The organism is Streptomyces sp. NPDC020490, assembly GCF_044335305.1.
GTDB lineage: Bacteria > Actinomycetota > Actinomycetes > Streptomycetales > Streptomycetaceae > Streptomyces.
Map to the genome: position 1 here is coordinate 67,506 of NZ_JBIRUY010000037.1, position 24,314 is coordinate 91,819.

The 24,314-nt window shown below is 72.9% G+C and carries 24 protein-coding genes, 1 tRNA gene and 2 pseudogenes; 17 read left to right on the forward strand and 10 right to left on the reverse strand.

Going from position 1 to position 24,314, the window contains the following annotated elements; translation table 11 throughout:
• Positions 1 to 1,273 precede the first annotated feature (1,273 nt).
• Positions 1,274 to 2,827: pseudogene (locus ACH4ZX_RS31620) on the reverse strand (PT domain-containing protein); the annotation flags it as partial.
• Positions 2,775 to 2,939 (reverse strand): annotated as a pseudogene (locus ACH4ZX_RS31625) (PT domain-containing protein); the annotation flags it as partial. The pseudogenes ACH4ZX_RS31625 and ACH4ZX_RS31620, both read right to left, overlap by 53 nt.
• Between ACH4ZX_RS31625 and ACH4ZX_RS31630 the strand changes: the two are divergent.
• Positions 2,938 to 4,026, forward strand: coding sequence for a YihY/virulence factor BrkB family protein (locus tag ACH4ZX_RS31630; RefSeq protein WP_398280250.1), 1,089 nt, complete (start codon positions 2,938 to 2,940; stop codon positions 4,024 to 4,026). The pseudogene ACH4ZX_RS31625 and the gene ACH4ZX_RS31630 overlap by 2 nt on opposite strands.
• A gap of 38 nt (positions 4,027 to 4,064) precedes the next feature.
• Here ACH4ZX_RS31630 and ACH4ZX_RS31635 read toward each other — a convergent pair whose 3' ends face one another.
• The 5 genes from ACH4ZX_RS31635 to ACH4ZX_RS31655 form a co-directional block, all read right to left on the reverse strand.
• Positions 4,065 to 5,864 (reverse strand): copper resistance CopC/CopD family protein, encoded by a 1,800-nt coding sequence (locus ACH4ZX_RS31635; RefSeq protein ID WP_398280348.1) that lies wholly within the window; start codon positions 5,862 to 5,864, stop codon positions 4,065 to 4,067.
• Positions 5,865 to 6,091: 227 nt separating this feature from the next.
• The gene (locus ACH4ZX_RS31640; RefSeq protein WP_398280253.1) at positions 6,092 to 6,865 is read right to left on the reverse strand and encodes an SDR family NAD(P)-dependent oxidoreductase; all 774 of its coding nucleotides are present in this window, start codon (positions 6,863 to 6,865) and stop codon (positions 6,092 to 6,094) included.
• Positions 6,853 to 7,326, reverse strand: a complete 474-nt coding sequence (locus tag ACH4ZX_RS31645) for a cupin domain-containing protein (protein ID WP_398280256.1) — start codon at positions 7,324 to 7,326, stop codon at positions 6,853 to 6,855. The genes ACH4ZX_RS31640 and ACH4ZX_RS31645 overlap by 13 nt, the downstream gene beginning before the upstream one ends.
• Positions 7,327 to 7,336: 10 nt before the next feature.
• A complete protein-coding gene (locus ACH4ZX_RS31650; protein WP_398280259.1) occupies positions 7,337 to 7,942 on the reverse strand; it encodes a GNAT family N-acetyltransferase in 606 nt (201 codons plus the stop codon).
• Positions 7,935 to 10,103, reverse strand: coding sequence for a penicillin acylase family protein (locus ACH4ZX_RS31655; protein WP_398280262.1), 2,169 nt, complete (start codon positions 10,101 to 10,103; stop codon positions 7,935 to 7,937). Before ACH4ZX_RS31655 ends, ACH4ZX_RS31650 begins: the two co-directional genes overlap by 8 nt.
• A 183-nt stretch (positions 10,104 to 10,286) precedes the next feature.
• On the opposite strand from ACH4ZX_RS31655, the gene ACH4ZX_RS31660 reads away from it, so the two are divergent.
• The 6 genes from ACH4ZX_RS31660 (at position 10,287) to ACH4ZX_RS31685 (ending at position 13,527) form a co-directional block, all read left to right on the forward strand.
• Entirely contained in the window at positions 10,287 to 10,880 is a 594-nt protein-coding gene (locus tag ACH4ZX_RS31660; protein WP_398280265.1) for an HhH-GPD-type base excision DNA repair protein, read from the forward strand.
• A gap of 160 nt (positions 10,881 to 11,040) precedes the next feature.
• Entirely contained in the window at positions 11,041 to 11,706 is a 666-nt protein-coding gene (locus ACH4ZX_RS31665) for an HdeD family acid-resistance protein (protein WP_398280268.1), read from the forward strand.
• A gap of 83 nt (positions 11,707 to 11,789) precedes the next feature.
• Positions 11,790 to 12,113, forward strand: coding sequence for a hypothetical protein (locus tag ACH4ZX_RS31670; RefSeq protein ID WP_398280271.1), 324 nt, complete (start codon positions 11,790 to 11,792; stop codon positions 12,111 to 12,113).
• Between the two features lie 49 nt (positions 12,114 to 12,162).
• Complete coding sequence (locus ACH4ZX_RS31675; RefSeq protein WP_398280354.1) at positions 12,163 to 12,297, forward strand: hypothetical protein; 135 nt, start codon at positions 12,163 to 12,165, stop codon at positions 12,295 to 12,297.
• A 193-nt stretch (positions 12,298 to 12,490) separates the two neighbouring features.
• Positions 12,491 to 12,787 (forward strand): type II toxin-antitoxin system VapB family antitoxin, encoded by a 297-nt coding sequence (locus ACH4ZX_RS31680; RefSeq protein WP_003999914.1) that lies wholly within the window; start codon positions 12,491 to 12,493, stop codon positions 12,785 to 12,787.
• Between the two features lie 98 nt (positions 12,788 to 12,885).
• Entirely contained in the window at positions 12,886 to 13,527 is a 642-nt protein-coding gene (locus ACH4ZX_RS31685) for a LytR C-terminal domain-containing protein (protein WP_398280274.1), read from the forward strand.
• An 88-nt stretch (positions 13,528 to 13,615) separates the two neighbouring features.
• On the opposite strand, the gene upp is transcribed toward ACH4ZX_RS31685, so the two are convergent.
• On the reverse strand, positions 13,616 to 14,251 hold the full coding sequence (gene upp, locus ACH4ZX_RS31690; RefSeq protein ID WP_360746346.1) for a uracil phosphoribosyltransferase: 636 nt from the start codon (positions 14,249 to 14,251) through the stop codon (positions 13,616 to 13,618).
• 871 nt (positions 14,252 to 15,122) lie between these two features.
• Between upp and ACH4ZX_RS31695 the strand changes: the two genes are divergently transcribed.
• The 3 genes from ACH4ZX_RS31695 to ACH4ZX_RS31705 all read left to right on the forward strand — a co-directional run bounded on the left by ACH4ZX_RS31695 (position 15,123) and on the right by ACH4ZX_RS31705 (position 16,268).
• Complete coding sequence (locus ACH4ZX_RS31695) at positions 15,123 to 15,650, forward strand: hypothetical protein (RefSeq protein ID WP_398280277.1); 528 nt, start codon at positions 15,123 to 15,125, stop codon at positions 15,648 to 15,650.
• A gap of 56 nt (positions 15,651 to 15,706) precedes the next feature.
• Positions 15,707 to 16,138, forward strand: coding sequence for a tRNA adenosine(34) deaminase TadA (gene tadA / locus ACH4ZX_RS31700; protein WP_398280280.1), 432 nt, complete (start codon positions 15,707 to 15,709; stop codon positions 16,136 to 16,138).
• A gap of 45 nt (positions 16,139 to 16,183) precedes the next feature.
• Positions 16,184 to 16,268, forward strand: a tRNA-Ser gene (locus tag ACH4ZX_RS31705).
• Positions 16,269 to 16,366: 98 nt separating this feature from the next.
• On the opposite strand, the gene ACH4ZX_RS31710 is transcribed toward ACH4ZX_RS31705, so the two are convergent.
• On the reverse strand, positions 16,367 to 16,666 hold the full coding sequence (locus ACH4ZX_RS31710) for a hypothetical protein (RefSeq protein ID WP_398280283.1): 300 nt from the start codon (positions 16,664 to 16,666) through the stop codon (positions 16,367 to 16,369).
• 490 nt (positions 16,667 to 17,156) lie between these two features.
• Here ACH4ZX_RS31710 and ACH4ZX_RS31715 point away from each other — a divergent pair, with 490 nt between their 5' ends.
• From ACH4ZX_RS31715 to ACH4ZX_RS31735, 5 genes are all read left to right on the forward strand, one after another.
• Positions 17,157 to 17,336: a hypothetical protein gene (locus ACH4ZX_RS31715; RefSeq protein ID WP_324790204.1), complete on the forward strand. Its 180-nt coding sequence runs from the start codon at positions 17,157 to 17,159 to the stop codon at positions 17,334 to 17,336.
• Positions 17,333 to 17,626, forward strand: a complete 294-nt coding sequence (locus tag ACH4ZX_RS31720; RefSeq protein WP_360746361.1) for a Dabb family protein — start codon at positions 17,333 to 17,335, stop codon at positions 17,624 to 17,626. The genes ACH4ZX_RS31715 and ACH4ZX_RS31720 overlap by 4 nt, the downstream gene beginning before the upstream one ends.
• Before the next feature lie 155 nt (positions 17,627 to 17,781).
• Entirely contained in the window at positions 17,782 to 18,636 is an 855-nt protein-coding gene (locus ACH4ZX_RS31725) for an RNA polymerase sigma factor SigF (RefSeq protein WP_398280286.1), read from the forward strand.
• A gap of 310 nt (positions 18,637 to 18,946) precedes the next feature.
• Positions 18,947 to 19,840 carry an RNA polymerase sigma factor SigF gene (locus tag ACH4ZX_RS31730; RefSeq protein ID WP_398280289.1) on the forward strand — a complete coding sequence of 298 codons (894 nt, stop codon included), beginning with the start codon at positions 18,947 to 18,949 and terminating at the stop codon, positions 19,838 to 19,840.
• Between the two features lie 39 nt (positions 19,841 to 19,879).
• On the forward strand, positions 19,880 to 20,704 hold the full coding sequence (locus ACH4ZX_RS31735) for a hypothetical protein (protein WP_398280292.1): 825 nt from the start codon (positions 19,880 to 19,882) through the stop codon (positions 20,702 to 20,704).
• Positions 20,705 to 20,763: 59 nt separating this feature from the next.
• Here ACH4ZX_RS31735 and ACH4ZX_RS31740 read toward each other — a convergent pair whose 3' ends face one another.
• On the reverse strand, positions 20,764 to 20,958 hold the full coding sequence (locus tag ACH4ZX_RS31740; protein ID WP_351887720.1) for a hypothetical protein: 195 nt from the start codon (positions 20,956 to 20,958) through the stop codon (positions 20,764 to 20,766).
• Positions 20,959 to 21,153: 195 nt separating this feature from the next.
• On the opposite strand from ACH4ZX_RS31740, the gene ACH4ZX_RS31745 reads away from it, so the two are divergent.
• Both ACH4ZX_RS31745 and ACH4ZX_RS31750 read left to right on the forward strand, forming a co-directional pair.
• On the forward strand, positions 21,154 to 21,648 hold the full coding sequence (locus tag ACH4ZX_RS31745; RefSeq protein WP_398280295.1) for a MarR family winged helix-turn-helix transcriptional regulator: 495 nt from the start codon (positions 21,154 to 21,156) through the stop codon (positions 21,646 to 21,648).
• 13 nt (positions 21,649 to 21,661) lie between these two features.
• Complete coding sequence (locus ACH4ZX_RS31750; protein WP_398280298.1) at positions 21,662 to 24,253, forward strand: MFS transporter; 2,592 nt, start codon at positions 21,662 to 21,664, stop codon at positions 24,251 to 24,253.
• Positions 24,254 to 24,314 lie beyond the last annotated feature (61 nt).

Sequence of the window (24,314 nt, forward strand, 5' to 3'; positions counted from 1 at the left end):
GACGCATCAGCGCGGCCAGCAGCAGCGGGTGCTCGATGATCGGCTCCTCACCGCGGTCCTCACGGCGGGACAGCATCGCTGCCAGCAGGAGCGGGCCGAAGGCGGATTCCTCGCCGAACTCTTCCTGGCCGGCCTCGGCCTTTTCACGAGTGGGAGTCTCCGTCGTTGCCGTCATGGTTCCCTCTTTCTTCGACGCATGTTCAACGGAGTGCCCGGCCTTTGCCGGCCTGGCGCTCCGCCCTTCATCGCCATCGTCCTGGCGCAGGTCGTCGGCCGCACTTCGATCATGCGCCAGATGGCTGGCGAATTCCCGAAAACTCGCGCACGCCGAAAGCGGGAGTTATAGCGGCAGCAAATGAGGGAAGAGTTTCCGGTCCGGCCTGCCCCGCAGGCCGGAACACCGCGGTCCGCGGCCCGTACGGCGGCGGACCGCCGCTGCCGTACGGGCCGCGGCCGGCCGTCGGTGGCGGCCTCCACTGATCACCCGACCGGCCCACCGGTCCTCGGTGCCCGTACGGACGAAGGCCCCGACCGGTTCGCCGGTCGGGGCCTTCGTCGGGGCGGGTAGTCGCCGGGGGTCGCCCGGGCTCAGCCGGTGAAGGTGAAGTACTTCCAGGTGCCGTACGTCGTGGTGTTCACGCTGTCGCCCGAGCCGCTGATGTAGGAGTCGCGGACCCGGTAGCGGTAGCCGGTGGGCGGGGTGCCCGTGATGGTGACGACGGACTTGCCCGTCGAATCGAGCGTGAAGTACTGCTTGGCCGTGTTCTGCCAGACACCGCCGTAAGAGATCTGGACCTGCAGCAGCTGCTTGCGGCCCGGGTACGCCGTCATCGTGGTCGTGACGACCGGGTCCTTGGACTGGTGGAAGTAGTAGTAGGTGTGGTTCCACGCGTACCGCGTCTTGTAGGAGCCGCCGAGCGTGGTGGACACCTTCACCTTGGCGCCGACCGTGCTCGTCGCCGTCTTCGGCGCGTAGCGGGCGTCGCCCGCGAACTTCGCCGTGAGCTTGGTCTTGCGGGTCAGGGTGAGGGGGGCGGACAGGTTGCCGCTGGAGTCGACCGTGCCGGACTTCACCAGGGTGTCGGGTTTGTCGGCGCCGTACGGGTTGGCCCAGATCTCGACCGTGCGGTTCTTGTATGTGGTGCCGAGGTGCGCCGTGAAGGTGACGGACTTGGCGTAGTCGTAGACCTTGCCGTCGTTGTTCAGCGTCAGCGTGGGCGTGGCGCGCGAGACGCTGACGGTGTCCGAGGCGGTCGCCGCGGTGTGCGTGCTGTCACCGGCGTACGTGACCGTGTACGTGACCTTGCCCCCGGCGGGCGGGGTGTCCGTGAAGGAGTACGCGCCGCCCGTGCCGAGGGGCTTGGTGCCCAGGGACTTGCCGTTCGGGGACTCCAGGTCGGTGCGGGTGACCTGCAGCGGGGTGCCCGCTGGCAGCGCCAGGTCCGCGGTCAGCTTGCCCTTGACGGTGAGGGAGGCGGCGCGGATGGCCGTCGCGGGGGCGTCGGCCGTCAGGGTGGGGGCGTACTTGCGGGGCGCGTCGACGGTCTGGAACCGCATGGCGTTCGCGGACCCGGTCAGCACGAACAGCTGCGAGCCGTCGGCCGACCAGGTGGTGGTGTGTCCGCCGCCCGGCATCCAGGAGTGCGACAGGTTGCGGACACTGGCGGGCTGGGCGGGGTCGGTGCCGAAGACGTAGGTGTCGCCGACGTCGTCGGTGTCGAGGACGGTGGCCGCGACCGTGCCGTCCGGGGCGACGCCGACCGTCAGCGGATTCGAGGCGATCGGGAAGGTGCGCACCGCGGACAGGTCGGAGAGGCGGTACTCGGTGAGCGTCCGCGGCGCGGGCCCGGTGACGATGACGTTCTGGCCGTCCGGGGTGAGGGCCGCGTCCTGGACGGAGGCGCCCTTCTCGGCGGAGACGCGGATCACCGGGGTGCCGGAGGAGATGTCGTAGACGACGATCGGGCCGGAGCTGATGTGGGCGTCGAGGGCGAGCAGCGTGCCCGGGTTGTCGGGGTCGGCGTAGAGCTCGGGCGGGCTGGAGAAGTCGTGGCCGGCCGCCAGGTCGAGGGTGACCGTGGACTGCTGGGCGGTCAGGTCCACCTCGCCGAGCCCGGAGTCCCACTGGTCGCCGTAGCCGAACCACAGCCTGCCGTCGGCGTAGGCGAGGCGGGAGGGGGCGGTCTTGTCGCCCGTCGGGTACTCGGCCGCCTGCGTGAGCTGCTCGGTGTCGAGGGCGACGATCTTGTCGGCGCCGGCGACCGCGGCGTACAGGGTGCTGGAGTCCGGGCTCAGTTCCAGGTCGAGGACCTGGGGCAGACCGGTGAACTTGGTGACGACCGTGCCGGTGAAGTCGGTGACGACGATCTGGTTGCCGTAGCTGTCGCTGATGAAGACCCGCTGGTGGACGCCGTCCACCACGGTGTCGTCCGCCCCCCAGACCGGTATGGACGTGCTGGAGTCGGCGGACGCCGGTGCGGCGAGCACCACCGAGCCGAACAGGGCCGCCAGGGCTGCGGCGGCCGGGAGAGTGCGCAGACGCACGGTTCGAACCCCCCGGAACGAAGTGAGCGCAAGTGGGTGCCACCCGTGTGTCCGGTGCGTCCGGTGCGTCCGGTGCGTCCCCGGGCGCGCCCGGTGCGTGTGAAGCAGGGGCCGCGTGTGGCGGGTGAGCGAAGAGTAAGTGATGCCGTGGTGAACCCCTGCACAGGGGTCCGGTCCGGGTCCCGGGCGGACCGTTGCCCCCGGTTGGCCGGTCGGTCGGCCGGTTGGCCGGTCGGTTGGCCGGTTGGCCGGTCGGTTGGCCGGTTGGCCGGTCGGTTGGCCGGTTGGCCGGTCGGTTGGCCGGTTGGCCGGTTGGCCGGTCGGTCGGCCTGAGCCCGGGAGCGGCCTGTGGGCGTGGTGCTTGAGGCGGGAGGCTCGGGGCACCCGGCGCCCATGAATCAGCCGCTCGAACCCAGGCATACGCGACACACGGCACGTCCCGGTCCAGGCGACCCGGAGTCCGGGGAGGAGCGGGCGGCGGACACCTCCGAGGAGTCGTTCGGCCCGGACCCGGAGGTCGAGGAGCGGGCTCCGGACACCCCGGCCGGTCTGCCGAAGCAGCGCTGGGGCGCGGCGCTGAAGGGCACCTTGAAGGAGTTCAAGGACGACGAGCTGACCGACCGCGCGGCCGCGCTGACGTACTACGGGGTGCTCTCGCTCTTCCCGGCCCTGCTGGTGCTGGTGTCGCTGCTCGGTCTGGCCGGCCGGTCGGCCTCCGAAAAGGTGCTGGACAGCCTCAACCGGCTGGCGCCCGGCTCGGCCCGGGACATCCTCACCCGTGCCGTGCACCAGTTGCAGGACAACGGCGGTCTCGGTTCGGTCATGGCGATCGTCGGCCTGGTCCTGGCGGTGTGGTCCGCCTCCGGGTACGTCGCGGCGTTCATCCGCACCGCCAACGCGGTCTACGACATCCCCGAGGGACGCCCGGTGTGGAAGATCCTGCCGGTGCGGCTCGGGGTGACGGTCACGCTCATGGTGCTGGCCGTCATCAGCGCGCTGATCGTCGTCTTCACCGGCGGCGTCGCCCGTCAGGCGGGAAAGACGCTCGGCATCGGCGACACGGCGCTGACCGTCTGGTCCATCGCGAAGTGGCCGGTGCTGGTCCTGCTGGTCACGATCATGATCGCGATCCTGTACTGGGCGACGCCGAACGCCAGGACGCGCGGACTGCGGTGGGTCACGCCGGGCAGCTTCCTCGCCCTGCTGATCTGGCTGGCCGCCTCCGCCGGGTTCGGGGTCTACGTCGCCAACTTCGCGTCGTACAACAAGACGTACGGCACGATGGCGGGAGTGATCGTCTTCCTGATCTGGCTGTGGATCGGCAACCTCGCCATCCTGCTGGGCCTGGAGTTCGACGCGGAGGCGGCACGGCAGCGGGCCCTGGCCGGCGGGCATCCGCCGGGCGAGGAGCCGTACACCACGCCGCGCGACACCCGTGCCTGGGACGAGGAGGACCGCCGCCGCCTGCGCGGCACCACGTGACGGCGACGCCGCCTCCCCGGCCTCACAGGGCCATACAGCTAGCCGGTGATGCGGACCGGCTTCGTGACAGTCACCTGGTCGACGTCGGAGACGCGGACCGTGACCCTCATCGTCCAGGTGCCGGCCAGGGGGAGGGTGAGGGACCCGGTGCCCCAGTAGCCGCCCCGGTCGGTGAGGCGGGCGTCGACCGGGCCGATGCCGCGGGCGGGCAGCGTGAGCGACATCCGCAGTTCGGGGACGGTGGAGATACCGCCGTCGGGCCCGTACACCACGGCCTGCACGGAGTTGCCGCCCACCCGGCCGGGGTCCAGGGTGATCTGCACCTTGCCGCGGCCGCCGGGGGTGCCGACGTCGAAGGGGACCGTGGTGACCGACGCCACCGGCAGTCCGCCCGCGGTGGTCGCGGGCCCTCGGGCCGCCTCGGCCTCGGCGCGGCCGGGCAGGGTGCCGGTGAGCACGGTGGTGATCACCAGCACCACCAGGCCGACGGCGACCTCGGCCAGCACCCGATGACGCAGGACGCGGCGGTGGTCGTCGCCGGACGCCTCCTCGGCCGCCTCGGACGCCTCGGCCGCCTCGGCGGGCTCCGGCGGCAGCGACGGCAGGGACGCCAGCGACACCAGTGGCGGCGGGCCGCCCACCGGCTCGGAGACCCGCTCGGGCACAGCTGCCTCCGCCCGCGCCGCCGGCAGCAGCGCCGTCGCCCGCCGGGACAGCCCGGCCGCCGCCAGCAGCAGCGCCACCGCGGCCAGCTTCGCGGTCAGCAGACGGCCGTACGCGGTGCCGGTGAACTGGTCCCAGGAGCCGAGGCCGCGCCAGGACTGGTAGACGCCGGTGATCACGAGGACGGTCACGCAGGCGAACGCGATGCGGGAGAACCGGGCGACGACGGCCGCCGGGACCCGGTCGCGGTGCAGCGTGCGCAGCAGGGCCGTCAGGCCGCCCAGCCAGACCGCCATGGCCAGCAGGTGCAGCACCGACGACGCCATCGCCGCCGGCACCTGGATCCCGGCCGACGCGTGCTCGGCGGACGCCCAGGTCAGCGCCAGGCCCACGGCGAGCACGGCGCCCGCCGCGAGCGCCGGGCGCGACCATGCCCCGCGCCCGCGCAGCCACCGGGCCCACACCGCCGCGGCCACCAGCAGCAGCGCCAGCCGGGCCAGCAGGGCCAGGCCCGGCCGGCCGGTCAGGGTGCGGGCGAGGGCGGAGGGGTCGAGGGCGGCCGACGGGCCCGCGCCCGTCTCGTAGGGGCCGCGCAGCACCAGCAGGGCGAGCGTGGCGGCCAGCAGCGTCCACCAGCCCGCCGTCAGGGGCCGCCGCAGCGCGCCCCGCTCGGGCGGCCGGCACAGCGCCACGAACGCCGCCGTGCCGATGAGCAGGGCGGCGGCCAGGTACGCCAGGTAGCGGGCGACGGTGAAGAGGCTGCCGGTGACCGGGTCCTCGACGGGGCCGGTGTCCACGGGCGCCGTGGTCGCGGAGGGCCGGCCGACGGAGAAGGTGAAGGCGCCGGACACCGGGTGGCTGTCGGCGGAGACGACCCGCCACGCCACGACGTACGTGCCCTCGGACAGGCCCGCGGGCAGCGGCACCCGGACCGTGTCGGAGCCGCCGGGGCCGTGCTGGGCGCCGCCCGTGCGGACCCGCCGGTTGCCGGGGTCCAGGACGCGCACGGAGTCGTCGAGCAGTCCGACCGACTCGGTGAAGGCCAGGGTGACGTGGCGGGGGGCGGAGTCGAGGACGGTGCCGTCGGCGGGGTCGGTGGAGCGCAGGGCCGCGTGGGCGGACGCCGGGACCGCGCCGCCGAGGACGAGCAGGAGCAGCAGGGCGCCGAGCAGCACCAGGCGCGGCGGTCGCCGGGGTCCCCGGCGGGCCGGGCCGGCGCGCCGGGCCTCCCGGCGGGCCGGGTCGGCGCTGTGCGCCGGGTCATCCGTCACGTCGTGTCCCGGACTCTTCGCCACGCTCCCTCACTTTCCGCCGTCCGGCCGTCGCGCCGTCGCCGCACCCCTCCGCATAGGTACGGACGCCGGTCCCCGTGCGCTCACCACGTGGGCCGGTCCCCGTGCGCTCACCACGTGGGCCGCGCCGACACGCCGCCGTCGACGACGAGGTCGTGCCCGGTGATCCAGGAGGCGAGCGGGGAGGCGAGGAACACGCAGGCGTCGCCCACGTCCTCCGGCCGTCCGAGCCGCCCCGTCGGCGCCGCCGCCCGCCATCGCCGCACCCCCTCCGGCCAGTCCTCGGCGAGCCCCGCGCGGTCGATCAGGCCGGGCGAGACCGTGTTGACCCGGATGCCGTGCGGGCCGTACTCCAGGGCGGCGGAGCGGGCGTGCATCACGACCGCCGCCTTGGACGCGCTGTAGTGCGCGTGCCCGGGGGCGGGCTGTCGTGCCTCGATGGAGGCGATGTGCGTCACGGAACCCCCGCCGGCCTGCTCCCGCATGATCTCGGCGGCGGCCTGGGTGCAGGCGAAGACGCTCGACAGGTTGGCGTCCACGACCGCCCGCCACTCGGCCGCCGTCATGCCGGGCAGTTCCCGGACCGGCTGCACGCCCGCGTTGTTGACCAGCGCCGTGAGCCGCCCGCCGCCCCAGTCGGCCGCCTCCCGCACGACCCGCGCGCACGCCTCCTCGTCGGTGAGGTCGCCCCGCAGTACGACGGCCCGGCCGCCCGACTCCTCGATGCGGCGGGCCACGTCGTGCGCCGCGTCCACCGCCGTACGGCAGTGCACCGCGACCGCCGCGCCCTCCTCGGCCAGCCGCACCGCGATCCCCCGCCCGAGGCCGCCGCTCGCGCCCGTGACCAGGGCGACCTGGCCCGCCAGCAGGCTCACGGGCGGCACAGTCGCGCGATCCGCGCGGCCTCGGCGGGATACCGCGCGGTCAGCGCGGCCGCGTCGCCGTGCTCGTAGCCGGCGTAGGTGAAGCCGGGCGCCATCGTGCAGCCGAAGAACGTCCACGCCCCGCCCGCGGCGACCCGTCCGCCCATCCAGGTGCCGGCCGGGACGGTCAGCTGGGGCTGCTGGCCGTGCAGCACGTCCGGTCCGAGGACGGCGTCGGCGGAGGTGCCGTCCGGGGCGAGGAGCAGCAACTCCAGCGGGTCGCCCAGGTAGAAGTGCCAGATCTCGTCGGCGGGCAGGCGGTGCAGGGCGGAGAAGTCGTCCGCGGTCAGCAGGGCGACGATCGCGGTGCCCTCCGGCCGCCCGTCGGCACGCTCGGGACCCGCCCAGGTACGGCGGAACAGGCCGCCCTCGCGCGGGATCGGCTCCATCCGGTAGTGGGCGACGAGGTCTTCCGGAGTCATCCGGCGAAGGCTACCGCCCTCCCCCGGACTCCCGGTGGAGGAACGCCAGCCGGGCCGTCTTGGCGGGCAGGTACACGTCCGGGAGGTCGACCTCGGGGAGCACGACCACCGGGCCCGCCGTGAAGCCCTGGCGCAGGAAACGGGCGACCGCCTTCTCGTTGCGCACGTCGGGGTCGACCACGATCCGGCGCCGGTCCGGACCTGCCAGAAGGTGGGCGGTGACGACACCGAGCAGCGCCGCCGTCCAGCCGGAACGCGGCCCGCCCGGCCCGGCGGGCGCGAGCAGCAGGTGCAGGCCGATGTCGCCGGGGCGCACCTCGTAGCACTCGCCGACCCGGTCGGCCCGCGGGTCGTACGTCTGCACCAGCGCGGCCGGTTCGCCGTCCTTGACGACCAGGAAGGCGTGGTGGGTGTCGAGCGTGTCCAAGTGGGCGTAGATGTCGGCCACCTGGTCGCGCGTCAGGCCGTTCATGCCCCAGAAGGCGGCGCGTTCCTCGCGGACCCAGCGGTGGACCGTCCCGGCGTCGCCGTACGGGTCGAGGGGCCGGATGCGGACGGTGCCGAAACCGTCGACGGTCTCCTCGTGGACCGGGGCGGGCGGGACGACGTCAGGCATGGCTCTCCTTCTCGAGGCGGGCGAAGTCGGTGACGACCGGGACGAGGTCTCCGGTGAGCCACCGGGGCAGCTGGTCGCGGTGGTGGGGCGAGCCGGGGACCCCGGAGGCGCCGAACGGGACCACCCACCGGCTGTCCTCGCGCCGGGCCAGGTCCCACACGTAGCGGGCGGCCGGGCCGCGGGCGGCCAGATCGGTCAGCCCGGGCACGCCGGAGGTGCACAGCACGCAGTCGTGGTCGCCGGACAGGCCCGGTTCCTCGGGCGCGGAGGCGGGCGTGGGGAGCGCCCGCCAGGGGGCGAGGCGGTGGGTGTCGCCCCAGGTGGCCTCGGTGCCCGCGGCGGCCACCTCCTCCAGGGCCGCGCGGACCGTGGCCGGGCGGTCGACGCCGTACAGCTCCTCGGCCCGCAGCAGGTGTTCGAGGGCCAGGCCGACGCGCGGCGTCAGGGCGAGCCAGGGAAGGAAGACCTCCGGGTAGGCGGGTGGCACGGCCAGCGCGGCGAACGCCGGGTGCGCGGCGAGTCGGCGTACGACCGCGCCGCGCACCGCCGCGTAGCCGGCCGCGTCGGCGCTGTCCGCGTCCATCCGGCGGTCCCAGCGCAGCAGGCGGTCGCGCAGGGCGGCGGCCTCGGGGGACAGGCCGTCCAGGGCCGCGAGGAGGTCCAGCAGGGGCGCGGCGGAGGCGAGGTGGGTGTCCATGTGGATCGCCGCCATGTCACCGGGCGCCCAGCGGTCCTTCCCGGCCAGCAGGTCGGTGATGCGGTCGGCGCGGTGCGGCGGGGCGAACTCGACGCCGAGGGCGGCCGCGGGGCCGCGCTGGTTGGCCATCACCGCGACGCCGTCGGTCAGCCCGGCCCGCGGGGGTTCGTGCCAGCCCCGCCATTCGTGGCCGGGCTCCCAGGCGGGCACGAGCCGGACGCGGTTCGCCGCGGAGCGCACGGGCACCCGGCCCGCCACCCGGTGCAGCACGCCGCCCTCGGTGTCGCCGGCCAGCACGACGTTGACGGGCTCGGCCCACAGGTCGACGGCCCGGTCGACGTCCTCGACCCGGCGCGCCCGCAGCAGCGGGAGCAGGGCGCTGAAGCCGAGGTCACCGGTGACCCGGGGCGGGTAGCGCAACGCCAGGGCCAGGGGGGCGGGGGCGGACGCGGCATCGGAGGGGGCGGCGGACCCGGCCTGGGTGCCAGCGCCGGCGCCGACGCTGGCGTCGGGCGGGGTCCCGGCTTCCGTCACCCCGCCGTCCAGGCCCTCCGGGCCGCCGATGATCACCGGTCCGCGGGCGGTTTCGAGGATCTCGATCTCGACCGGTTCCTCCCCGGCCACCTCGACGGTCTCCGTGTGGCGCGAGGCGCGGTGCCAGGCGCCGTCCGGACCGAGGGCCTGCACGCCCGCGCCGGTACGCCTGAGATGCTCCCGGTACAGGTCCTGGTAGTCGGCCATGGCGTTGGTGATGGCCCAGGCGACCGTGCCCGTGTGGCCGAAGTGAGCGATGCCGGGAACGCCGGGGACGGCGAGGCCGACGACGTCGAACTCGGGGCAGGAGAGGTGGATCTGCTGGTAGACGCCGGGGTCCTCGATGAAGCGGTGGGGGTCGCCCGCGAGGACGGCGTGCCCGGTCGCGCTCCGCTCGCCGCTCACCAGCCAGCCGTTGCTGCCCGAGGTGCCCGGTCCGTCGGCGGCGAACAGCCCGACCACCTCGGGCCCGAGGTGCGCCAGTGCCTGTTCGCGCCAGAGCTTGGCCGGGAAGCCCGCGAAGAGGATGTGCGTGGCGAGCCAGACGCCGAGCGGGGTCCACGGCTGCCAGCGGCCGGGGCGCAGGCCGGTCGCGGCGAACTCGGGCGCCGCGGCCCGCGCGAGTTCCGCGTTGACCCCGTCGACGTACGCCCGGACCCACTCCGCCGTCTCCGGGTCCTGTTCCGCCAGGCTCGCCCAGCAGCGGCGGGCGGTGTCGGCGAGGCGGGCGCGGCGGGCGAACAGGTCCCAGGGCAGGGCCGCGGCGCCCAGGAAGGACGCCGAGGTGCCCTGGGCGCGGTGCCGCTCGACCTCCAGCTGCCAGGCCCGGTCGCGGGCGGTGACGACGCCCTGGGCGCGGGCGAGTGCGCGGGCGTCGTCGGCGCGCAGATGCGGGATGCCCCAGGCGTCGCGACGGATCTCGGCTGCCACCCCGCGACCCCCTTTCACTTAAGTAAGCCTTGCCTAACTAATCCGGACGGAATCGTACGTCAGGGGGCACGGTGGGAGTTGCCGTGGGAGCGCCGTACTGCCGGAAGCGCACGGCCGGAAGCTCCGTACCGCCGGGAGGGCGCATCGCGCGCGGCCCGGAACGGTCCGCGGGATCATCGGTCCATGGACGTCACCCTGCACCTCGCCCAGGACCCCGAGGCCGACGCGCTCCTCGGGCGCTCCCCGCTCGCCGCGCTCGTCGGGATGCTGCTCGACCAGCAGGTCCCCATGGAGTGGGCGTTCAAGGGGCCCCGCACGATCGCGGACCGGCTCGGCGCCGACGACCTGGACGCGCACGACATCGCCGTGCAGGACCCGGAGGCGTTCGCGGCCCTGCTGGCCGAGAAACCGGCCGTGCACCGCTATCCCGGCTCCATGGCCAAGCGGGTCCAGGAGCTGTGCCAGTACCTGGCCGAGCACTACGACGGCAACGCCGAGCTGGTCTGGAAGGGCGTCAGCGACGGGCGTGAGCTGCTGCGCCGCCTGCAGGATCTGCCCGGGTTCGGCAGGCAGAAGGCGCAGATCTTCCTGGCCCTGCTGGGCAAGCAGCTCGGCGTGCGCCCCGAGGGCTGGCAGGAGGCCGCCGGCGCGTACGGCGAGCCGGGGTCCTTCCGCTCCGTCGCCGACATCACCGGACCGGAGTCGCTGGCCAAGGTGCGCGCCCACAAGCAGGAGATGAAGGCGGCCGCGAAGGCGGCGAAGGGCACGCGCAGCTGAGCGACTGAACGGCTGCGATGGCCGCGACGGCAGCGACGGCTGCGACAGCTGCGACAGCTGTCGCGGCCGCGACGGCCGCGACAGCTGAACGCCGAATGCCTGTAAGCCGACCGGCCCGCGCCCGGTGGCGGGGCGGCCTGGGCCGGTCCCAGCATGGACCATGACCGAGGCACCGACCGGCTCCTCACAGGGCCCTCACTTCGACGACCGCAAGGTCCACGCGGCAGGCCACGCACCGGGCGCACACGAACCCGAGCCGCCCCTCGAAGGGCCCCTGCACGCGCTGTCCCACGCCGCCTGGCAGATCGTCCTGCTCACCGGCGTGGCGTCCCTCGTCCTGGGCGTCCTGCTGCTGGTGTGGCCGGGCCCCTCCCTGCTCGCCGTGGGCGTCCTGTTCGCCCTGTACCTGCTGATCAGCGGCGTCTTCCAACTGGTTGCCGCGTTCGGCACGCACCGCACGACGTCCCTGCGGGTGCTGGCATTCGTCAGCGGCGCCCTGTCGATCCTGCTGGGCCTGTTCTGCCTGCGCGGCCCCATGCGCTCGATCCTGCTGCTCGCCCTGTGGATCGGGATCGGCTGGCTCATCCGCGGGATCACGCAGACCCTCGCCGCCGCCTCCGACCGGTCCATGCCGGCGCGCGGCTGGCAGATCTTCCTCGGGATCCTCACCTTCCTCGCCGGGATCGTGCTGATCGTCTCGCCCTTCACGTCGGTCGCCGTGCTCACCCTGGTATGCGGGATCTGGCTGATCGCGGTCGGCGTCGTGGAGATCGTCACCGCGCTGCGCATCCGGGGCCTGGCCCGGCAGGTGCCGCGCGCCCTGTGACCGGCACGGCGCCCGATACGCCGAACGGGCGGATTCCGCGTCCGTGTGACGCGCACCGGGCGTGCCGGGGGAAGCCACCCGGCGTGAGCACCGCACGACGCCTCCCGCGCGGCCGCGCCTGGCCGCGGCTGCTCGTGCTGCTGTTCGTGCTGCTGGTGCCGGCCGCGCACACCGACGCCCTGACGGCCCCGCCGATGTCCGTGGAGACCGTCGAGTACGACGCCCCGGACACGGCCGTACGGCCACCGGCCCCCGCCGCCCACCGTCCCGCCGCACCCGCGCGCCCGGCCGCCGTCGCGGCCGCCGCGCCCGCCGCGCGCGCCGTGCCCGGGGCCCGCCCGTGCGCCGCGCCGCCGCTGCCGCCGTACGCCCTGCGGGCCCGGCGCTCCGTGGTCCTGCGCTGCTGACCGGCCCTCCTTCCTCCCGGCCCGTCGGCACAACGCAAGGAGCACCCCCATGCCCACAGACATGCCCACAGACCCGTACGCGGTGCTGCGCGCCCTGCTGCGCGCGGAGGCCGTGCGCAGCGCCTCCCGGCCGCAGCGCGCGGAAGCGAAACCGCAGCCGGCCGAACAGGACCGGCGCGGCTGACCGCGCGGCCGGGCGCCGCCGGACGGCGCCCGGCCCACCCCCGGCGCCCTTCGCTCATCCATGCCGACATGTCCCGGCAAGCCGGCCACAGCCAACCCCTTTGACTGACATGGCCGGAATCTCCGCGTACTTGCCCCGCCCCGCCGGGGCCTGGAGGCTGCGCCCGGCGAGGCTCGCCCGGTAGGCTTTCCGTGTGATCTTCAAGCGCATCGGAAACGGCCGGCCGTACCCCGACCACGGCCGGGAGAGCACCCGGCAGTGGGCGGACGTCGCGCCACGCCCGGTCCGCCTCGATCAGCTCGTGACGACCAAGGGGCAGCTCGACCTGGAGACCCTCCTCGCCGAGGACTCGACCTTCTACGGCGACCTGTTCGCCCACGTCGTCAAGTGGCAGGGCGACCTGTACCTGGAGGACGGACTGCACCGCGCGGTGCGGGCGGCGCTCCAGCAGCGACAGGTGCTGCACGCACGCGTCCTGGAGCTGGACTGACGCGCTCCCGCGTCCCGGGTTGGACCTTTCGGGTTGACTGAGCGGGGTCCAATGATCATCTAGTAGGAATCACCGCCCGGGCGCACTACGCTGCGCCCATGAGCATGCTGACTCCCCCAGGCATGGGCGGGAAGTACCGGATCACGGGGGACACGTACCCGCGGATGCGCCCGCGTCGGCGGCACGGAAGGATCCTGGCCGCCGTGGCGGCGTCCGTCGCCGTGCTCGGTCTGATCGGCTGGGGCACCCTGCAGCTCATCGACGTCTTCACCGGCGGCGCCAAGAAGGACTCGGCGTCCCGCACCAAGGCGGCCTGCGCGGCCCAGGCGAGCCCGTCGGCCACCGCGGCCGCGCTGCCCAGGCCCGCGCAGATCACGGTCAACGTGTTCAACGCCACGCCCCGCAGCGGGCTGGCCAAGGAGACCGCGGACGAACTGAAGAAGCGCGGCTTCAAGATCGGCGAGGTCGGCAACGCGACCAAGAAGTACGACAAGAAGGTCAAGGGCACCGGGCTGCTGCTCGGCCCGGCCTCGTCGCTGAAGACCTCGCTGCCCGTGCTCGCCACCCAGCTCTCCTCCGCCGAGCAGCAGGCCGACGCGGCCCGCAAGGGCACCGACGTGGACCTGATCATCGGCAGCGGTTTCAAGGCGCTCACGAAGAAGGCGGACGCCGACAAGGCGCTGGCCACGCTGGCCGAGCCCCGGCCGACGCCCACCGCGGGCAAGAAGAAGGGCTGCTGAGCCCGGCAGGTCCCCGGCGCGGGGAAGACCGGCCGGGGTCCATTCGGCGGTGGACGGCCGGGGCCTATTCGGCGGTGGCCGCCCGGGCCTATTCGGCGGCGCCGTAGAGCCGGTCGCCCGCGTCGCCCAGGCCCGGCACGATGTAGCCCTGCTCGTTGAGGTGGTCGTCGACGGCGGCCGTCACCACGGTCACCGGGGTGCCCGCCAGCTCGCGCTCCATCACCTCGACGCCCTCCGGGGCGGCCAGCAGCACCACGGCGGTCACGTCGTCGGCGCCGCGCCTGATCAGCTCCCGGATCGCGGCGACCAGCGTGCCGCCGGTGGCCAGCATCGGGTCCAGGACGTACATCTGACGGCCGGAGAGGTCCTCGGGCATACGCGTGGCGTAGGTGGAGGCCTGCAACGTCTCCTCGTTGCGGATCATGCCCAGGAAGCCCACCTCGGCGGTCGGCAGCAGCCGCATCATGCCGTCCAGCATGCCGAGCCCGGCGCGCAGGATCGGCACGACCAGCGGGCGCGGGTGGGACAGCTTGACGCCGGTGGTCGCCGCGACCGGCGTGTTGATGTCGACCTGCTCGGTACGCACGTCGCGCGTGGCCTCGTAGGCGAGCAGGGTGACCAGCTCGTCGGCGAGACGGCGGAAGGTCGCGGAATCGGTGCGGCGGTCGCGCAGCGTGGTGAGCTTGTGGGCGACCAGAGGGTGGTCGACGACGTGGAGACGCATGACCACACAGTAACCGGGCCCGCCGGGGCCGTCGTCCTCACCAGGCACAAGCCGCCACACCGGCCTTCACCCATGAGCCCGCATCAAACCACTCGCCCGAGGGAAAGTGGGAGGGACGGACCAGGGTGGTGAACCGATGCCTGAGCTGTCTGACCTGTCTGAGCTGCCGGAAGGCGAATCCGAGAGGAAGTACCGATCCGAGGGGAAGTACCGACCCGGGCGGAAAGCCCGATCCGAGCCGGAGCCCCGATCCGAGCCGGAGCCCCGATCCGGGCGGAAGGCCCAATCCGAGCCGGAGCCCCGATACAGGCCGGAGCCCCGAGCCGAGCCGGACTCCCGATCCCAGCCGGAGGCCCGACCCGGGCCGGAGCCCTCCGCGCAGGACACCGATGCCGAGCGCCGCAGGCGCCGCGCCCAGTTCCTGCGCGACCTCGCCGAGGCCCGCGAACTGCGCGCCCGGGTCCAGCCCCGGCGCGCCAAGGCGGCCCGGCTGCGCCACGCGATGCGCATGCGGACGTTCCGCTGGTAGGACCTCCGCCGGGAGCCTCCGCCGGCGGCACCCACCGCTCCGCCGCGCCGGGAAGATCTTCGGGGCACACGGGTGTTGACCGGGTGGCCGTGCATGGACTCGGGGGAAAGCCGCGTACGATCCGCTGGTGGCGGCAACGAGTTTGCTGGTGAGTGCTTGACCGACGCGCCCGCGTACGCGCGGTCGAAACTGCCGGACACAGGGAGCCGAAGACGTCCCCTGAACGCCTTGTTTCTGCCACGATTCCGAGTGGGTGGGGCTCGGAGCCCGAGCTCTCCCCGCCCGTAGCCTCCGCCGGGGGGATCCCCAACCGGCACGCCTAAGAACAGTGGGAGAGTCACGGTGTACTTCGCCGCACTGCTCGCGCGCACCGAAGACGGGTGGGAAGCGAGCGACACAGAACTCCTCGACAACGTGGAGACCCTGTCGGATCTGGCCGACCTCGCCCGGGAAGCCTCGGCCGACGAGGACACGGTGCTCGTTCTGATCGAGCAGGAGGACGAGTGGTTCGGCGTCGTCCGCGTCGACGGCGAGGACGACCCTCGTATCTACGTCTCGGACGCCGCAGCCGCCGCCCGCAGCAGTTACGGCGAGATCCTGCTCACCGACGAACTGCTCGGAAGGGAGCCCGGCGACGACGGCCCCGACCTGGACTCCCTGGACCTCGACGGCACGGAGGACGGAGAGGACGAGGACGGCGACGAGGACGCCCCGTCCGCCGAGTCCGTGCCGCACGGCCCCGTCGGTGACAGCGAGATCCTCGACGACCTCGGTGTCAGCGCGAAGGAGCTGCGCCTGCTCGACGAGGACGCCCTGACCACGATCGCCGAGGCCCTGGGCGCCTCGGAGGTACTGGAGACCGTCCGCTGACCTCGCCGACCGCACCCCGTACGGCCGACCCGGTACGCGACCCGTGGCGGGCCGCGATGCGACTCGCCCTGGCCGAGGCCGAGCAGGCCGGCCGGGGCGGGGACGTGCCGGTCGGCGCCGTCGTGCTGGCCCCGGACGGCACGACGGTGCTCGCCGCCGGGCACAACGAACGGGAGGCCACCGGCGACCCCACGGCCCACGCGGAGGTGCTGGCGATCCGCCGGGCCGCCGCCGGGCTCGGCGGGTGGCGGCTGACCGGCTGCACGCTCGTCGTCACGCTGGAGCCCTGCACGATGTGCGCGGGCGCGCTCGTGCAGTCCCGTGTGGACCGCGTCGTCTACGGCGCCCGCGACGAGAAGGCCGGCGCGGCCGGCTCCCTCTGGGACGTCGTGCGCGACCGGCGGCTCAACCACCGCCCGGAGGTGATCGAGGGCGTGCTCGCCGACGACTGCGCCCGGCTGCTCACGGACTTCTTCCGGAACCGCTGAATACCGATTTCTGAGCTGGGCCGGTCTTGCTGTAGGGTCTCCCTCGGTAGCGTGTCCGAGCGGCCGAAGGAGCTCGCCTCGAAAGCGAGTGTGGCGCAAGTCACCGAGGGTTCAAATCCCTCCGCTACCGCTTGAAAAAGGGTCCGGCTCGGTGAGCCGGACCCTTCGCGCTTCTCCCGCTTGCGGTTTCCATCCCAGCGGCCCCGGCACCCGGCCGGGGCTCGTCCGTCAGACGCTCGCGGCGAGCCAGCCGATGGTCTCGGTGGTGTGCTTGCCGTCGCTCTTGGTGGCGCCGGCGTACACCTCGTTCAGGCGGATGAGGAAGCCCGTGTTGGTGACGTCATGGATGCGGATGCCCGGCGTCTCCGGACCGTTGAAGGTCTGGGTCAGCGGGAGGACGACGACGCTGGACCCCTGCGGGAACGGGGTGGGGAACGTGACGCGCGTGAAGGTCGAGGTGTTGCCGCCGCTCGTCTCGATGGGGTTGTCGGACCTCAGGTCGATCTTGCCGGTCTGGATGAGGCTCATGGTCGACGCCCTTCATGGGGGGTGGGATGTCCCGGCCGTCCTCGACGGCCAACGGGAGGATCGTCACGAAAGCGGCCCCGCATGCCGAAGTCCCGCAAACGAGTGATCACTTTTCAGACACCCACAAAACGGCAGCTGAGACCCGTCCCACCAAAAGAAGGCCACCGAAGAAGGCCACCGAAGAAGGGCCCCGTCGTGAGACGGGGCCCTTCGGGTGCTTACGGACGGACCCTCAAGTGCGCGTCGCCGACGGGGGAGAACAGCGCCGCACACCCCGCAGTGGGGGTCCGTCCGGGCCCTTGGGACTCCTGCCAGATCCGCCGGGCTTGGTCCCATGATGGCCGCCGGCGGCGCCGCGCGGACCCGGCGAAAGCCCCTGATCCACGGGCCGTTGGTCCCTAAAGACGATGTGAGGGGGACGACGCGGGGGTTACACTCGCGGCCGGCAACAGGGGGCCCTCGGGGCACAGCAGTCACAGGGGAGGCCGCGGTGGCGGTGAACTTGAAGAGGATCGCCGTCTACCTGCTCGCGGTCTTCGCGCTGTACGTGATCATCACGGACCCGGCAAAGGCCGCCGACTACGTCCAGATAGGCTTCGAGGGCATATCGGACGCAGCCAAGGCCATGGGCGACTTCATGACCTGGGCCGTCAACGGAGGTAAGTCATGATCCGCCATCTGGTCCTCTTCAAGCTCGACGAGGGCGTCGAGCGCGACGACCCGCGCGTCGTGGAGGGCTTCGAGGCCTTCCGCTCGCTGGAGGGAAAGATCCCCGAGATCCGGTTCTGGGAGCTCGGCTGGAACCTCAGCGACCGGCCCATCGCCTACGACTTCGCCATCAACTCCGGCTTCGACGACGTCGCCGCGCTGCGCCGCTACGTCGAGCACCCGGAGCACCAGGCGGGGGTCGCGCTGTGGAAGCAGTTCTCCACCTGGGTGATCGCCGACTACGAGTACTGAGCCCGGCATTCTCCGAGCCCTCCGCCACGACGGCGGGGGGCTCTCTCGCGTTCACCGGCCAACTCGTCCCTCAACACGGCGTTATGCGGTGCTTGCACACAGTGCACATGTCTTGTGATGCTATGACCGCTTTTGACGGATGAGTTGACCGATGTATGACCGATGAAGAGGTGGCGTTGACCGTGTCGGCCAGTACTGCGCCTCCCCAGGACGTCGACGATCCCGCTCCCGCCGCCGAACGGCGCAGCCGCGGCGCGGACACCCGGGCCCTCACCCAGGTGCTCTTCGCCGAGCTCAAGCAGCTGCGGCCGGGCACCCCCGAACACGACCGGGTGCGCGGGGCACTCATCGAGGCCAACCTCCCGCTGGTGCGCTACGCCGCCGCCCGCTTCCGCTCCCGCAACGAGCCCATGGAGGACGTGGTCCAGGTCGGCACCATCGGCCTGATCAACGCCATCGACCGCTTCGACCCGGACCGGGGCGTGCAGTTCCCGACGTTCGCGATGCCGACGGTCGTCGGCGAGATCAAGCGGTACTTCCGCGACAACGTCCGCACCGTCCACGTACCGCGCCGCCTCCACGAGCTGTGGGTCCAGGTGAACAGCGCCACCGAGGACCTGACCACCTCCTTCGGGCGCAGCCCGACGACCGCCGAGATCGCCGAGCGGCTGCGGATCACCGAGGAGGAGGTGCTCTCCTGCATCGAGGCCGGGCGGTCGTACCACGCGACCTCACTGGAGGCCGCCCAGGAGGGCGACGGGCTGCCGGGGCTGCTGGACCGGCTCGGCTACGAGGACCCGGCGCTGGACGGCGTGGAGCACCGCGATCTGGTCCGGCATCTGCTCGTCCAACTCCCCGAGCGGGAACAGCGAATCCTTCTTCTGCGGTACTACAGCAATCTCACCCAGTCGCAGATCAGCGCGGAACTCGGCGTGTCACAGATGCACGTCTCCCGGCTACTCGCACGTAGCTTCCAGCGGCTGCGGTCCGCGAATCGCATCGAGGCATAAGAGGCGCACGGGAGCATGGCCGGAACACACCCGGAACTCCGCAGTTCGCAAGCAGGATCGACGGGTAACCGATGCGAGCGAATCGCTCACCAGCGCTCTTCCCGACAGTTTCGCGCCGAAAAAGCCTCAGACCCCCTCTTTCCAGGGCCGATTCAGCTCTTACATGTCGACATGTCACTACAGCGTGTTGCCGACATGTGACATTCTTCCGGAAGCGCGTTTGCCGCGGCTTCGGCTCCGGTATTCAGGTGAAGGCTGCGTTCCTCGATGGGACGTCGCCGCGACCGTCCCGCGACCCAGAGGGGGTGGCATGTCCGTAGAACAGGGCAGCTCCAAGGTGCTCACGCTCACGAAGAGCGAGGTGGCGCCCGCAGAGCCCGACGTGCTCGACGACGTGGTGGCTCTCGAGGCCGCGCCGGCCCCGGCCCTCCCGGCCTCGGAGACCATCGACACCCGCACCCTGTCCCGCTCCCTCTTCCTGCGGCTGGCCGCCCTCGACGAGAACAGCCCCGAGCGCGCGTACGTCCGGGACACCCTGATCGAGCTCAACCTTCCGCTGGTGCGCTACGCCGCCGCCCGCTTCCGCTCCCGCAACGAGCCGATGGAGGACATCGTCCAGGTCGGCACCATCGGCCTGATCAAGGCGATCGACCGCTTCGACTGCGAACGCGGCGTGGAGTTCCCGACCTTCGCGATGCCGACGGTCGTCGGCGAGATCAAGCGGTTCTTCCGCGACACCTCGTGGTCGGTGCGCGTGCCGCGCCGCCTGCAGGAGCTGCGGCTGGCCCTGACGAAGGCGAGCGACGAGCTCTCGCAGAAGCTGGACCGCTCGCCGACGGTCACCGAACTCGCCGGCGCGCTCGGCGTCTCGGAGGAGGACGTCGTCGACGGCCTCGCGGTCGGCAACGCCTACACCGCCTCCTCGCTGGACTCCCCGGCGCCCGAGGACGACGGCGGCGAGGGCTCCCTCGCGGACCGCCTCGGCTACGAGGACAGCGCGCTGGAGGGCGTCGAGTACCGCGAGTCCCTCAAGCCCCTGCTGGCCAAGCTCCCGCCCCGGGAGCGCCGGATCATCATGCTGCGCTTCTTCGCCAACATGACCCAGTCGCAGATCGGCGAGGAGGTGGGCATCTCCCAGATGCACGTCTCGCGACTGCTGACCCGGACCCTGTCCCAGCTCCGCGAGGGGCTCATCTCCGACTGAGGGGTTCTCTTCTGACGGAGCGTCAGCCACACTGGCGCGATGCTTCGCGGGTCTTCTCGGACTACGACGACATGGACACCCGGCCGTCGGCGCGCCCTGATCGGCGCGGCGGCGGCCGTCGTCTGCCTGGGCGGCGTCCTGGGCGCCTGCGCCGGTGACGACGGAGGCGGCGGATACGTGGCGACCGGGGCGGCGGGCGGACCGCCGCCGGCCTCGGGCGCGGCCGCGGCGCCGACGGACGGGGTGCGGCTGGTTCCGCTCGACAACAGCGCCGGGGGCGGCGGGAACGGCGGGGGTGGGGGCGACAGCGGGGACACCGGTGCCTCGGGTGACGGCGGTGACGGGGGTGACCGACGGGCGGCGAGTGCGGACGGCTCACCGGACCGCGGGGCTGCGCCGGACCCCGGCGGTACTCCTCGGTCCACGCCGACGAAGGCGTCCGGCACGCACGGCGGCACCGGCGGGCCGGGAGACGGCACCACGTCCGGCGGCGGACCGGCCGGTCCGGGCTCTCCGGGCTCTCCGGCGCCGACTCCCGGTCAGCCGACGCCGGCCGGCCCCGCCGTACTGAGCTGGGGCGAGCCGGAGCGGGAGGCGACGGACCGCCGGTGGTGCGAGAAGGTGACCGTCGCCTTCGACAACTCCGCCGGTACCGCGGTGCGTTCGGGCACCGTCACGTTCGGCACCCATGTCGTCGGCGCGCTCGGCGTCGACTGGGGGACCGTCGAGTCGACGGTGGGGCTTCCGGCGCCGATCGGGGCCGGGACGCGGACGGAGCGGACCTGGACGGTGTGCGTCGACTGGTGGCGGGTGCCGCTCGGCATGCACATCGAGACGCGGGACGTCTCCGTCCGGTGGGAGTAGCCCGGCCGTCGGGACACTCTTGAACGCCGCCCGGCCGTTCCGCTCGAACGCGGCCCGTTCTACTTGAACGCCAGCCAGGCCACCGCGGCGACGACCGCGACGGCGACCACGATGCCGACGATCAGGCCGACGCGCGGGCCGGACGACGCGGCCGCCTGCTGCCGGGCCGGCGGCGCCTCGTCGACGAAGGCGCGGAACATCTGAGTGCTGCCTGCGGGGTCGTGATTGCCCTGGGGGCCCTGGGGGTTAGCCATAGCCCGGAACCCTAGCGAATACCGGGTGGGGACCCAAGTGCGGGGCGGCCCACCACCACGGACGCCCCCACCTGCGCGTTTACGTCCGCAATACTTGCCTTTGCCAAGTTTTTGGCCCACACCCGCCCGATTTTATTTGCCTGCGGCAACCAACAACTCTTACGGTTGCCCCAAGCAACGAATGTGGGAGGTGTCATGGCCGAGCGGGCGCAGTACGAGGAACTGATCCGCCAGTTCAGCGCCTTCGGCGCCGTGAAGCGGGAGCTGGGGCGCATCCTGCCGCACGACTGCCCCAGTGGCTCCGCGGCCGTCCTGACGCTCCTCGGACGCCACGGCGACATGCGCATGAGCAAGCTCGCGGAGCTGCTCTCGGTGGACATGTCGGTCACCAGCCGCCACGCCGCGCACCTCGCCGACCGGGGCTGGATCGACCGCTCCCCCGACCCGTCGGACAAGCGGTCCCGGATCCTGCACCTCACCCCCGCGGGCCGCGCCCAGCTGGAGGCGCTGTCCGAGCGCACCGCCGAACTGCTCGCCGACCGCCTGAGCGACTGGAGCGACGACGAGGTCGCACAGCTCACCCGGCTCATGGCGCGGCTCAGGTCGAGCTTCGACGACTGCCGCACCACCGCGCCCCGGCACGCGCCGCCCGCACTCGCACCGACCACCCGTACACCCGCAAGCACGTAAGAGAAGGAAGTCCATGGCAACGACCACACCAGCCGGTGTGCGGGCCCACGCCAAGCACGGGGGAGGCTCCTCCGACGGCGCTCCGATGACGCACCGGCAGATCATGGAGGCGCTCTCCGGGCTGCTGCTCGGGATGTTCGTGGCGATCCTGTCGTCGACGATCGTCTCCAACGCCCTTCCGGAGATCGTCGGCGACCTCGGCGGCGGCCAGTCCGCCTACACCTGGGTCGTCACCGCCAGCCTGCTGGCGATGACGGCGACCACTCCCCTGTGGGGCAAGCTCGCCGACCTGTTCAGCAAGAAGGTCCTCGTCCAGGCCGCCCTGGTCGTCTACGTCCTGGGATCGGCCGCCGCCGGTCTGTCGCAGAGCTCGGGGATGCTGATCGCCTGCCGTGTCGTGCAGGGCATCGGCGTCGGCGGTCTGTCGGCCCTGGCGCAGATCGTCATGGCCGCCATGATCTCCCCGCGGGAACGCGGCCGTTACTCCGGCTACCTGGGCGCGACCTTCGCCGTCGCCACCGTCGGCGGGCCGCTGCTCGGCGGTGTCATCACCGACACCTCCTGGCTGGGCTGGCGCTGGTGCTTCTACGTCGGCGTGCCCTTCGCCGTCATCGCGCTGATCGTGCTGCAGAAGACCCTGCACCTGCCCGTCGTCAAGCGGGACGTGAAGGTCGACTGGGCCGGCGCGTTCTTCGTCTCCGCCGCGGTCTCGCTGCTGCTGCTGTGGGTCACCTTCGCCGGTGACAAGTACGACTGGCTGTCGTGGCAGACGTACACGATGATCGCCGGGTCGGTCGTGCTGGGGCTGATCTTCCTGCTGGTCGAGTCGCGGGCCGCCGAGCCGATCATCCCGCTGCGGCTGTTCCGCAACCGCACCATCACCCTGTCGTCGCTCGCCTCGCTGTTCGTGGGCGTGGCGATGTTCTCCGGCACGGTCTTCTTCGCCCAGTACTTCCAGCTGGCCCGGGACGAGTCCCCGACCATGTCCGGCGTGCTGACGATCCCGATGATCGGCGGCCTGTTCGTCTCCTCCACCGTCTCCGGGCAGTTCATCACCCGCACCGGCAAGTGGAAGGCGTGGCTGGTCAGCGGCGGCGTGCTCGTCACGGCGGGGCTGGGCCTGCTGGGCACCATCCGCTACGACACGCCGTACTGGAAGACCGCCGTCTTCATGGCGCTGCTGGGTCTCGGCATCGGCATGATGATGCAGAACCTGGTGCTGTGCACGCAGAACCAGGTCGACCCGCACGACCTCGGCGCGGCCAGTTCCACGGTCACGTTCTTCCGGTCCCTCGGCGGTGCGATGGGCGTCTCGGCGCTCGGCGCCGTCATGGCCAACCGCATCACCGACTACGCCCGGGACGGCATCGCCGGCCTCGGCCCGAAGTACGCCGCGCTGGCGTCCGGCTCGAGCTCCTCCAGCCAGATCCCGGACATGGACAAGCTGCCGGCGCCGCTGCGCACCGTCATGGAGAGCTCCTACGGCCACGGCATCGCGGACGTGTTCCTGATCGCGTCGGGCCTGGCGCTGGTCGCCTTCCTGATCACGCTGTTCATCAAGGAGGTCCCGCTGCGGACCAAGGGCGGGCTGGCGCAGGCCGCCGAGAGCGAGACGCCGGCCGGGGCTCCCGCCGTCGAGGCCGCGTCCGCCGTCGAGGCCGTCGAGGCCACGTCCGTCGTCAACGCCGGGGCCGCTTCCGGGGGCACCGTCGAGGCCGGGGCTCCCGGTGCCGAGACGGCCGCGGGCCGGGCGGTGTCCGGCACGGAGCCGGCGTCCGAGGTCGGGCGGCCGCTCGCGGCCGTCGCCACGGCGGCCCGCCCCGAGGAGACCTCCGGCGCCTCCGGGGGCTTACCGGTGCGCGGGTTCGTGCGCGGCGCCGAGGGCGTGGCCGTGCCGCAGGCCGCCGTCACGCTGATCTCGCTGACCGGACGGCAGCTGGGCCGGTCGGTCGCGCAGGCCGACGGCTCCTACGCGCTGGACGCGCCGGGCGCGGGCTCCTACGTCCTGATCGCCGCCGCCGACGGCTTCCAGCCGCAGGCGTCCACGGTCGTGGTGACCGGCGAGCCGGTCTCGTACGACGTCCTGCTCAGCGGGACCAGCGGGCTGAACGGTCTCGTGCGGGCCGCGCGGACCGGTGAGCCGGTGAAGGACGCGATGGTCGTCGTCACCGACGTGCGCGGGGACCTGCTGGCCACCGGGACGACCGGGGAGCAGGGCGAGTTCGGCTTCACGGAGCTGGTGCCGGGTGCCGTGACCGTCGCCGTCAACGCCTCCGGGTACCGGCCGCGGGCGCTGCCCGTCGAGGTGGGCGGCACCGGCGTCACCCGGATCGAGGTCGGCCTCGACGCGGGTGCCCAGGTCCAGGGCGTCGTACGGGCCCCGCACGGGCCGCTGGCCGACGCCCGCGTGACGCTGGTCGACGCGGCGGGCAACGTGGTCGGCACGGCCACCACCGGGCCGGACGGCGCGTACGCCTTCACCGACCTGGACGGCGGCGATTACACGGTGATCGCGGCGGGCTACCCTCCGGTGGCCACGGCGCTCACCGTCAGCGGCCGCGGAGTCGACGACCACGACATCGAACTGGCCCATCCGGGACAGTAGTCCGGGACCGGCCCCGGCCCGTGGCGGTGGCGCACTGTGAGCGGCGGTGCGCCCGCCACGG